At 49.9% G+C, this 12,529-nt stretch carries 4 protein-coding genes; 2 read left to right on the forward strand and 2 right to left on the reverse strand.

Going from position 1 to position 12,529, the window contains the following annotated elements; translation table 11 throughout:
• Positions 1-24: 24 nt before the first annotated feature.
• Both K3T82_RS04515 and K3T82_RS04520 read right to left on the reverse strand, forming a co-directional pair.
• Positions 25-5,109: a hypothetical protein gene (locus tag K3T82_RS04515; RefSeq protein WP_220192292.1), complete on the reverse strand. Its 5,085-nt coding sequence runs from the start codon at positions 5,107-5,109 to the stop codon at positions 25-27.
• A gap of 69 nt (positions 5,110-5,178) precedes the next feature.
• A complete protein-coding gene (locus K3T82_RS04520) occupies positions 5,179-8,535 on the reverse strand; it encodes an ATP-binding protein (protein ID WP_220192293.1) in 3,357 nt (1,118 codons plus the stop codon).
• A 344-nt stretch (positions 8,536-8,879) separates the two neighbouring features.
• Between K3T82_RS04520 and K3T82_RS04525 the strand changes: the two genes are divergently transcribed.
• Together K3T82_RS04525 and K3T82_RS04530 are read left to right on the forward strand one after the other, a co-directional pair.
• Entirely contained in the window at positions 8,880-10,406 is a 1,527-nt protein-coding gene (locus tag K3T82_RS04525) for a hypothetical protein (RefSeq protein ID WP_220192294.1), read from the forward strand.
• 67 nt (positions 10,407-10,473) lie between these two features.
• Complete coding sequence (locus tag K3T82_RS04530; RefSeq protein ID WP_220192295.1) at positions 10,474-12,516, forward strand: hypothetical protein; 2,043 nt, start codon at positions 10,474-10,476, stop codon at positions 12,514-12,516.
• The last annotated feature ends 13 nt before the right edge of the window (positions 12,517-12,529 follow it).

Below are 12,529 nucleotides of genomic sequence, written 5' to 3' on the forward strand. Positions count from 1 at the left end.
AGGGGAATATCGCCAATATGGCTACTAATGTGCCGCTGTCTCCGCAATCTTCACCGCGCCCGTCAGTTCTTCCTTCTTGAGTGCAAAGTAGTCATGAGACAATGAGTTGAAAGCATGGAAAATCAGCAGGTGATGCATCTTTTGATGGTGACCACCTCCGGCGCCACCATACTTACCAGGCACCATAATCTCAGTTTTACGCAATCCTTTTCGTGATGTGTCACTCAGGTTGATGCGACCGAACTGGTCAGCATGAATAGAGCTATAGCCACGCGCGAAGTTGTCAAATTCTTCATGAGGGATACCATGGTTACTCAGCATATCATCCCGCAGATCGCGATAGCTTTGACCACTACGTAGCGCTTCATCCATCCGCTGCTGGCGAACACTGAAGCGTCCATTGGTAGGCGAAACTGTGGTGGCCCCCCCCGCTCTATTGACAGAAACCCTGATATCACCCATGCCGCTATGATAGACAAAATCAACGCCTTGATCCGTCAGCCCGACACTCCGACATTTGCGTGTATCAAGTGCGTTTATCTCGTTTAGGTAGTACGATTTGTGAGGAGCAAGATTGTTTAGATCTAACCTCTCATTTGGATTCCTATGCGCCATGTTTAACGTTTGAACGCTACGATCAATTTCACGCGGCGTGAAAAAGGGGTTTCCATGGCGTACAGCCAGATATGCACCAAGATCGTTTTTGGCGACCCTATATTCGTCAAGGCTCATAATACTCGGTCGACCAGGCCCATCACTTATATATGAGTCCCGATCAATGATGTTACCATCCGCGTCGCGCCTGGTGACAACGGTAGCAGTATCTCCACTACCATTGCTAACGGTCTGCGTGACGGTATAGGTACCAGTGCCATCATTATTAGGATTCGCTGTCACGTTGGTATAGTTGGTACTATTGATAGGAATATTCACCTGTGGAGGCAGGGGGAAATTCAGATGAAACTCCTCCAGGTTGACAAAGCTTGCCCTATGCCCCTGGAACGAAGGAATCACGCTCTTACTGAACTCGTCGAATTGATCGTGATTTCCTGAAGCATGCCTATCTCGCAGGTCCATATATTTATAGACATTGTTTTTGGCATTATTAAACTCTTCCAGGTCTACCTTAAATCCTCTAATGCCGTTCTCATTTTCGCGAGCTTCTAAACGAGGCCTTCCACTGGCATCCATTTTAGTGTGGACATAAAACACCCTACCTTCTCGTTCGATTCGGAAGGTAATCCCTTCCTTATCAAAGGTCATGCCTTTATATTTCGCGTCATGGTTTAACAGCGAACTTAATGGCGACGAAGGTCCCAAGTGCTCCGCATTGTTCAGATCCAGAACTTTCTGACCCTGTTGAGAGGAGTTTAAAGCATTGACAGTATTATCAAAGCGCTGATAATCTCCGCCATTGTCAATAAAATCCTTACGCTTTTGCAAGAATGCGGTGAAATTGTTTTTCAGTTGGTTGTATTCATCGACGTTCATCACAGGTCTGCCATTCGCGTCATGTATATGTGTGCTCTGAACGTTCCTATTCGCGTCGCGCACAGTGACAATCTGCGCGCTCCTACCATTGTTCTCAATGTTCTGGGTGACTGTAAAGGTCCCATCTCCAGGGTTGTATGTAATCGTCGCGCTCTTATAATATTTGGAGTTCAGGCTATTGAGCTCTGACGGCAGGGCCATTTGTGGATGCAGGTGAAGGTTGTCCGGATTCACAAGGTTCTTCCGATCGTCCATCTGAAGCGATGGGATCACCCGCTTGCTGAATTCGTCGAAATCGCCCTCGGTTCTCCCGGCATGACGCCCAACCTCTTCGCTTCGGAGTTTGGCGTATTCAAAGACATTGTCTTTAGCCTTGTCAAATCTATCAAGGTTTACCTTAAAGCCAGATTTGCCGTCAGCATTCTGGCGTACCTCGAACGAGAGCTTCCCACTCCTAGTAGAAGATGCATGGATATAAAACGTCTTGTCTCCATGCTTCATAGTGAAGACTGCGCCCTCGGAATCGAACTTCATACCAGTACATTTCGCACCATTGTTTCCAGTATTTAACCGCGTGTCAAGCTCAGTAAATGACACATTCAAATTCTTCATATTATTAAGATTGACGACGCCCTGATCTCCCTTTTGAGCCGCGCTCAAGGCCTTGAATGTATTATCGAAATCCTGGTGTCTTCTCCCAGAGGTATCGTTAAATCGCTGGCGCATACGCAAAATGGCTGCGAAGTCGCCTTTCACCCGGTTATATTCGCTCAGGCTTGTCACATATTTGCCATTCGCGTCATGGATATTGGTAGTTTCATTACCATTTGCTTGACGCACAGTGACGACTTGCGCGCTCTTACCATTGCCCTCAATAGTACGCGTAATCGTATAACTGCCATTCGCTGGATCATGGCTAATCGTCGCGCTCTTATAGCTCTTTGGGTTGACATTCTCAAGCCCTTGAGGAAGTGCTAGACTCCGATGCTGGTGCAAATTATCCGGGTGTACTAGCGAGTTATTTTTACTCCCAAGCGCTTCATAAGCGTTCTTGTACAGATCATCGAATTCCTTGGCCCCTACCCTGGTGCGCGTACCGCGAGCCTGGGCAAACGCGTACACATCGCCTTTAGCAGCAGTGAACTCTTCCACCTTCATCGAGACGGCGCGGGCCCCGCTTTTCCCATTCGTGATGACATGGCTGGCTCCGCCCCTCGAATCCACCGTTGTCTCGATATAGAATCGGTTCTGACCGCTCCCCATATGATAGCGAATGGTACCATTATCAGTCAGCTCAACGCTTTTGCAGTGATCTCGATGGAATGTTCCCTGTAAGTCTTTATGTAGGGGTAAGTCTTTCAGCTTCAGGGTATTAACGCCACCCCGTGCCGACTGGGAGAGCGAAGAGAAATAGCCCTGCGCCATCGCGTCAACCTGCTTTACATCCCAGCCCTGTCCCTGAAGATCATTGCGTAGGGCCACATACTGGTGCAGATCGCCCTTGGTTGCGTCGAGCTTGTTAAGATCGACAGACTTGCTAGCGTTGATTTGACCTTTTATTTGCCCCAACCCATCCTTTTGCACCTGGATAGGTGGAGCGACTTTCAGATCTCCATTGCTCTCCTCAATGACCGTAAACTGCTCAAACCGATGGTATTTAGGCCCGCCGATGCCACCATTACTATCCTTCCATTCGCCTTTGTAGTCACTCTGGTTAAACCTACCCTGCAATGAATCTGGCATAGGAGATATTTTCCCATACTTATCACGCTGAGGGGGATTTAATGTAACATTATTGGGCTGTGGCTGCCCACTTCCTGTTGGAGGGGTTGTTCCTCCGGGAGGGGACGGAGGTGGCGTCCCTCCGGGGGGTGTTCCTCCAGGAGGTGGCGAAGGCGGTGTCCCCGACGCGGAAGACGCTGAAGGGGCAGCGTTAGAAGCAGAAGCAGGCGCAGTCGCGGACGACGTAGCAGACGCTTGTTGCTGTGGATCGCCCACGGTCGCCGAGTATGGCCTATAGGTAGATGAATTTTCCGGCAGGCCCGAAAAGGTGGGTGATAGTGCAGGTTCATCGGTTTTAAAGGCAATACCATCGTTTGGATTAGCTGAAGGCTCAATAACGCCCTGCTGCTCCAGAAATTCATTGGCAGTCGCCCCTCTTTGGCTCAACTCCCCCAAACCTGAGCGTAAATCCTCAGCCTCTACGCCTTTCCTGTCAGCTTCCATTGAGGAGATGCGTTGGCTAATAGCATCGAGGTCCTTGGGGGTAATAGACCCATCTTCTAGATATGGCCTGAGAGCTTGCGCCTCCTCCTCGGATATGCCTGTTTTCTCAGCGAAGCCCCGCAAAGTAGAGGTATCTCCTTGTATATTCTTCTCTCTCCTCAGGAAATTCCCGGGTTTTAAGTCCCCTGATGCCAGATCCTCAAGGTCATCTCGCAGACCTTGACGCATATCACTAGTGTCCTGCTTTCCGTAAGGTTGGTCTTGAAGCAGCTTGTTCTGGTGAGCAAAGTCCTCGCCAATGGCATCGAGATCCTTAGGGGTAATGGTCCCCTCTTCTAAATGTCGCCCAAAAGCTGACTGCACTTCACTCTCGGGTATACCGGTTTTCTCCGCAAAATCTTTCAAGACAGCAGCATGAGGACCTTCCACCGAGCCGCCCTCGGTATTACTCACTTCTGGCGCACGCTCGGGCTCAACTGGTGGATTCTGTCCCTTATCCTCAATAGGAGGAGCAGCCGCACTCCCCTCCTCAACTGCGGATGAATTCCCACTCTCCCCTCCACCTGTGGACGTCGATACAGAACCATTTCCAGTTGAGGCAGTGCTAGGAGAGGCAGCATTCTCAGTTGTTAGTGAAGAAACATCCTGACCATGAGCACCCGCATACTCGCGCGTCAGGTTATCAAATAGCCTTCCAGCTTGCGCCTTTGACATACCACCCGGTTTCGTTGATGCTATATCTTCCCGCAACTGGTTCAAAGGCACAGGGTTACCATTCTGCTGCTCACGAAGAGCATTCTCTAGCGAACCCTTCTCGATATACATTCGGTCTTGTCTATCCGTGATATAGGCTTCATTGCCTTCATATTTGGCTTCTTTAAAGCCACGTGTCTGCTGTGAACGTGCTCCATCTTCTCTCTGAGCGGTTGCTTTATTACCGGAGCCACGCTGTCCCCGCTGTGGCCCTCGGCCTTTTGGAGCTCGGTCGCCTGATCCCGATGTCTGAGAACTATCATGCGACTCGCCCTTCGGTGGCTTAGAGGTTTTCGCCCCAGGCTTATCCATTTTGACAGAGCTAGTCGCGGCAGCACCCGATCCAGCTTTATGGGCCATGCCTCTCTGGGCAACCTCATTGGAGCCAAATGGATTATGTAGGTAGTCAGAGTTTGAAGGATGCTTTGGCTTATGCTCATGGGCAGACCCGTCCTCATCATTCCTCTCAGAAGGTGTGTTGGCAGAAGTAGCAGGGCGCGCAACTGTCCCTTCTCCTCCTTCCACTTCTCCCTCCATACCCCCCAAATGCGCACCACTATTACCGACGCCTCCAACTTTAGGCGCAACCCCTTCTTCTAGTGGGCCTCCAGTGCTCATTTTTGGGCGTTTACCAGCCATATGCTTGCTCCCTTCTGCCTGCTATCATCTAGATATTAACCTTCATCACGCTAGAGTCATGTGATCTCTTTATCTGGCAAACCCTTCTCGTATCTCTTTAGGAATATCATCGTAATCTTTATAATTCGGATCGTCGCCGTCAGTTCCCGCTCCTGGCTCGTCAAAGGTGTCATCTTCCTCATCATTCTGATTCGCGAAGTAGGTTTGGAGGTCATCGCTGGCGACACTGCGCTCGTATTCGCTCATGTCAGCACTGGCAATGGTATGCAGGACAGCACAGTAGCCAACGCCGGTGGTGGCGAGAGTCTCATCGCCACCAATCCAGCCACGCGCGAGTTTCGAGGCGGTACGCATGACAGCCTCGTAGCGCTGGCCTTTATTCTTATACGACTCATTCGATAGCTCGCCATAAATCCATTTCTTGTCCCGTGGCGTCAGCAGCGTTCTCACATCATGGCGGTACAGGCAACGGGCCTGGCAATTGACGCAACCCCGGAAAGGCCCCTGTCTGCGCTCGCTTAATTCAACATACTGCTTGACAAACTGGTCAATGTGCGTCTCCGCCTTGGTCAGAATATCCTGAATCTGCGCGACACGCTCATCAGCCGTGCGCTGGTCGTCCTGACTATCCGCGATTTGCTGCGCGTATACCAGACCAACCAGGCCATGCGTAAGGTGCACTCGCAATTCTTCTGTGAGCGGATAAGGCCAGCCCAACTGTGCACCACGCGCCTGGACCGTCTGTGCGCATCCTAACACAAGAATCATGCGCAGCAGCACATCCTGCTGCGGCTGGGAGAAATAGGCCATCTCCGCTTCGATGCGCTCCGCAAATTGGAGCAGTACCTCAAGGGTTTTCGCCGGATTCGAGACCAGGCAAAGCATAGCGTTGGCAAGTAACCACTGGCTCTGCTCCGTATCTAAGAGCTTTGTAGCAGCCTGGTAGAGAGTCGCGTTTGGGCCTCCCATGATAGTCGTAGGCACATAGTAAGCCTCATAATCTGTAATGAACTGGAAGGGTTTCACTGAGGCGTAGGTCCGACTCACGCGCTTGAGTTCGCCATCGGGCAAGGGGGCAAGATTGTGCTTATAATTCTCCATACGTACTAGATAGGAATGGTCCGCACCCTCGGCATACACCACAGCCTGACCTGGAGTAAGCACACCCAGGTGGACCAGTTGAGCCTGAGTCAGGTTCATGGTCTGCCCCAGACTAATCCGATCATCCTGCGCGATCAAACGATGAGCAATCTTGAGATTGGTGTTCTTCAATACATCTGGCGCCAGTTTGCTTGGTATCTGCTCCGCGACCAGGACTCCCTGTCCATATGCACGGATTTCCGAAAGCATGTTGGTGAAGACTTCAACCGCCTGAGCGCGCGGATTGGCCGAGTCTGGGTTGGATGGCATGACTGGGCCGGTATTCTGGAGCAGGCGATGTGCCTCCTCAAAGACGATCAGATGACGTAAGCCCTGGCCCGTCAAACGATTGCCGCCATTACTGGGATCGTCGGCCTGGAGTCTACGATATTCGTACAGGCGCGAGAGCAGGAGACCCATGATAAAGGTCTTCTCATCATCGTTACCGATATGTTCAAGTTCCAGAATTGTTGGGCGCGCCAGCAGTTCAGCCATAGGGATGCCACGCGTGGTATCCAGCATCAGACCTTTGGCACCAATACGTAGCGAGCCAATACGCGCTTTAAGCGAGGCTTTGATATGCGCGTCCGCCTCGGGATTGTATTGAAGGCGATCCGCGACAATCTGTGCCTTACGGTCGAGATCAGCCAGGGTGGGGAAGATTGGGTACTTGTTCCGCTCCGACCATTTGGGAAGGCGGCGGTTGGTACCACTGGTCACATCCCAGCCCTTATCCTCGTAGATCTCGTAGATTGAGGTCTCTAACACCTGTGGCAGAGGCGCGTACATCGGGAAGGCCGCACTAAAGACCGCCTTCAAGAAGTCGATATGCGTCATCAAAGCGCCACTACCAGGCTCATCGGTCACCTCAAACTCAAAGGGATTGAGGCGGAAAGGGGCCGCCATCTCGCTACCTAATGTGTAAATGCGAATGTTCGCGCGGTCTCCGAAAGCATTGCGGAGCGCACGATACTCGGTCTTGGCTGGTTCGATGACCAGAAAAGGCTTGCGCGCCTCCACCGCCTTGTCAAGCAAATTCATGACTGTGGTCGTCTTACCGCTACCAGTGACTCCAATAACAACCGCGTGCTTAGTCAGAGCATCAAGCGAGATATCGAAGGTCTCCTGAGAATCGCGACCATTATGCTGAATCATGCCTAATGGGAGGTTATTCTGTCCTGACGCGTGAAAATCGACGTCAAACTGTACATGGTCATGAATGGCATAGCCGGGCACCTCTTCGCGTGGAAGCTGAATCAGGGTCGCGACCTCCTGTGAACTCAGGAAGGTATGATACTCTTCGTGAGGTGTTCCATACTTCTCACAAAGCGAGACCCGTAGCGGTTCAGGGCGTGAATCGGTACCAGCCAGTGTCCCCAGCAGGAGCGATGCCAGGCGCTGGGTATCATCAACATTGCTCGCGCCAAAGTAGGTATGCACAATCCACTGGCCCGCCGCCGCCGCCTGGTCCAGGCGCTCAAGCTCCCGCTCAAGCAGGCGCTTCAAGTACTGAGCGCGATAGTTAACCATATCGCCGCTGAAGCTCTTTGTCTGTCCACCCGAATCGATGGAGGTAAACTGCTGACTCTCTTGCTTTGTAGATGACCACTGGACATGGGAGCGAGTTGTAATCTGCGTCAGCAGATCGACGGTGCGCATACGCTCCTCGACGACCTTCTGACGTGGGCGAGGATGTGCCTGCACCAGATAGGCCCAGGACGCACCATGCATCCCACGAATGACGCGTTCTAATTGGTTCTGGTCCTTGGACCCATTCACTTTGTGGGCAGTATTCAGGCTTTCCTGATCCTGGCTAGTTGAAGGTTGATTGGGATCAAAAGCTTTGCGGCTGGGGATACCCGTCATGATGCCCTGGCTTCTGAAACGCAAGCGCAGCATGGAATTGAGCTCACTTGTTACCACTGGCTCCAGCTTAATACCAGGGAAAACACCCTCTAAAATGCTACGTGTCGTCTTCTCTGGACCAAGCGAGATATAGATGGAAATTTTCGCGCCTGTACCTACCAGGAGAAAGGTTAGGTCAGCTTGACGCAAATGATGCGCACCAATTACGATATCCACAACATGATGCGCGAAATTCGCCTCTTGCTTCTGGCTCCAGAAATCTGCCAGCCCTCGCACATGGAAGAAAGTTTGCCCCTCTTCATCAAAGAGGTCGACGGGATCAAAGGTCTCGGGCGCGGCTCCCTCCAGATGGTATCTTTCCAGCCCCGCGATCAGTTTCCCCAGCTTATTCAACGACTCTACATCAAAACCAGGTACCATGATATCCACCTTTCAAAGAGAAATAGGTCCTACCGCTAGAGGATTTAAGCGCCCTGTATACACATCTTTGCTAGAATAGCATACAAGGATTGTTTTTCATAGGTGTAAATAGGGAAGACTTTCTGTCCCTATTTATCCCTATCGGTCCTTGCTATTTTTATCTACCATAGTAGTATCTTTTACGCAAGAGCTCAAGGTGGTCATACACTCCAAAATAAATAACCACCAGGATCTAGTCTTATTAGAACTTAAGTGTAAGGGTACTGAACTGCCAGTATATTTACAAACTTCTATTTAATTTGTCGCGTAGGACAAACAGCGCTGCAATAGGATCAGGTTGCGTTATGAAGAAGATATTAGCTAAATGGATTTCGCGTCAACAGCCGGAGTCGAAAAAGAAGCGCCGCTGGCTACGATATCTTGACCTCATAATTGTATTTGGTATTCTACAGGTCACAATTCTGCTGATGCTTCTTGTGCATTCATCTTCAACAAGCGTGACTACAGCCTCTTCATCGAGCACTAGCAAGACAGAAACAACTTCGCTAGCAGCTCCGCAGATACCTCAGCAGACACAAAACAAGCTTGATCCCCCCAGCGCCGGGATGTGTACTGATCCTCAAAGGTTTGAAGGAAAATGCCTGGAAGGTGTCTTTAACGATGATGGCAATGATTACAAAGGTGGCGATAAGGACACAGGTCCAATCATTCTGAATCCAATAGCGGACGGCACAGCTATCTTTTTCTACACGCCCTACAAGTATACGGTTGACAATCCTCAGATAATCGCATTATGGGGTGGCGTCCTGATTTTGGTAGATGCCTTCATCGTGCTACTCATCATGATCAATGGTATCAGGCTTATGCTCGCAGGCATAGCCTTCCGTTTCGATAAAGCCATTGAAAGTCTCCCCAACGTCCTTCTGGCTATTGTAGTAGCACATGTGAGTCTGCTCTTTATCTCGACACTTCTAGGACTCAACAACATTCTGATTGGCGACACTTATACCTGGGCCAGTGATACACTTTTCCGCTCAACTAATGATTATACCAATGGCATCCCCAAGAGTGAGGGAAACGATCCATATCATGTTGATGTGATGGTTGGAATTGGTGCTATCCCATTTGATACCTGGGGCAACGCTCCTGTCTACGATAACCTACCACAGAAAGTCAAAGATAAATATTGCCATAAAAGCGGCTGGAAAGAATACTTTACATCTGATCTCTGGCATGGGCATATTACGGGTGTTTACCGCTGCAAGGACATGCCTATCGATGTCCTTGTACGATCTCAGTTGATGCAAGACAATCTAAATTTCACGGGATTCTTTGATAACTTGCAAGATTTAGGCAACGCGTTAGGGGTACTCCTGAAAATCATGGCCCTGATGTTAATGGCGCAGATGATTATCCGCCTCTTCTTTATTAATCTCTATATTATCACAGCACCACTAGGAATAGGATGCTGGGCCTTGCCAGGAAAAACGGGGCAATCAATCACTGGCCTATGGTTGAAAGGCTTCATTTCAACTGTCTTAGTACAGTTTGTCATGGTGGTCGCATTAATTGTCATTCAAGTCATGGTTGCAGCCATTCTCCACTTCGTCTTGACCCCAGCCACAACGGACCACGACATGACAAAAGGCCCTGGCGGGCTGGATGTTATCACATTGACAAACCTGATGTGCATCTGCTTCCTCTGGTTTCTTGTCCGTGTTCCAGGCCTACTAGGTACCGCGCCAATGCGTACGATGGTACAGGCTGGGCAGTCTATGGCTCAGGTCGTGAATACCACTATGGCTATCCAGATGGCAGAGGCGCAAATGGTTGTGCAAGGGGCAGGAAGCGCGCTTTCATTCTTCCGTTAACAGACCGCATTTTCAGTTTTGACACAGTAAAAACATTAAGTTATTGCAAAGGAAATGCAGCATTACTATGAAAATGTCAGGTCAAGGATCGGCTCTAAAGCGAGAGCGAACAAAGAAAAAATGGTGGCACTTTCTGGACATGCCAATCGCGCTCCTTATCGCGATTGTGCTAACCAGTATCCTATTACTTGCATCGCTCAATCCATCACCAACGCAAGCGCCACAACCACAGCATAGCTCTGGCAACAGTATGAGCGGCTTGGCGAGCATAGCGGCACCGTTGGAGAATCTGTTCACACATGATAATCAGTCGGCAGCCAATGACCCTTGTGGAGCAAAAGAGGGCAGCGAGTTTACCAAATGCATACAGGATGTCCTGCAGAAATGCGGCAACGATGTCAACTGTAAAGATCTTCCTGAGGCCTGCCGCAATATTCCTCCTATGCAATTTCAAGAGTGCATGGACGGAGTCACAGGTCGGGATACCTACCAGAAAGATGATCCAAAAATCCAGAATCCCATAGCTAAGGGAAGCTCTTTATTCTTCTTCTCTCCCTTTGAGATTACGATTGCCAATACGCAAGTAAACTTGCTCTGGAGCGCAATGCTCGCTATTGTTGATGCTTTTCTTGTGGTGGCCCTGCTAATGCAAGGGCTACGTGTGATCTTGTCGGGAAGCGTCTTCCGCTATGCGCGCGCCATTGAAGATCTCCCAGGCGCCCTACTGGCTATCATCGTAGCTCATATTAGCTTGCTCTTCATGGTCTCCGCCATCGGATTGGGCAATTCGATGACCAAGTATATCTATACATTCGCCGAAGAGAACCCTGTCATTAAGCGCGACGCCTCTGGTTTTGGCTCAGGCAATAACGAAAAAGAACTTACGTTGCGCGTGTTTTTTACCGAGACAGGAAAGGATAAAGAGCAATACTACGAAACCACTAAGGCGCCCAGCCCCGCCGATGCCGCGAAACTATGGCCCGCCCCTGACAATGGTGCCCCCAATGGGAAAGGCACTACAAGTGAAGATATGAATAATCAATTCAAAAATAAGGATCTGGTTTGTACCTGGGAAAAGAGTAGCTTCGACATCTCGGAGAGAGACAAGATCTTTGGCACCAGCCCCGAAACCTCCAACATCTATATGAGCGTTAAGCTCCGTTCAGAGAATCTCATACGCCATAAAGATGAGACAAGAGATGACCATAAGTTTACGCAAGATGACTTGAACTACCTGCAAAGTATGGCGCAAACAATCAAGGATGACATTAGCCCTACAGGGTTTGGGCAGGATGCACTGAAATGGTATGAAGACTTTACACAGTTTGATACAGATATGGGTAACTTCGAAAAGAACAATTTTCTGCCCACTACCCTGGATTTAACTACCTATAGAGATGAAACCAACGCTATTATCAGTGCCTCTAGCCTTTTGTTTAATGGCGAGGGAAGAGGCATGTCCCCCAATGGCTCTGACATGCCTGGCGACGCCATCATATACAAATGCTCTGCTGATGCGACTGGCAATACCTTTCAGCTCGTCCCAGATGATCTGAATTTCACGGATCTATTCAAAAATCTACAGAGTCTGACCGACGCTTTACCCATGATGAGAAAAATCATGGCCCTTATGTTGCTGGTCCAGATGATTGTGCGTATCTTTTTTATCAATCTCTATATCGTCACCGCTCCGCTAGGGATTGGCTGCTCAGCGCTTCCTGGAAAAGTAGGTCAGCCCGTCACCCGGCTCTGGTTGCAAGGCTTTCTCTCAACGGTCTTTGTACAATTTCTCATGGTGGCTGCTTTGATTGGTATACAAACGCTCCTGGGAGGTGTCCTTAGTTTCACTGCCGGAGGCGATCCTCAAAATGTCGCAGGTGGCCTCGATAATAAATCGCTTACCAATATCATTTATATAGCGTGCCTCTGGTTCGTCATGCGCATACCAACACTCTTCAACACCGCTCCCATGCAAACAATGGCCGCGGCTGGGCAGATGATGGCACAGACTGTAGGAACAACCATAAGCATGCAGGTCGCGCAGTTCCAGATGGAAGTACAGGCGGCAATAAGTGTCGGTTCAATCGCTGTTAGCGCAATCGCTCGTTAAGGGAAACAAGAAG

Source organism: Ktedonospora formicarum (genome assembly GCF_016587355.1).
Lineage (GTDB): Bacteria > Chloroflexota > Ktedonobacteria > Ktedonobacterales > Ktedonobacteraceae > Ktedonobacter > Ktedonobacter formicarum.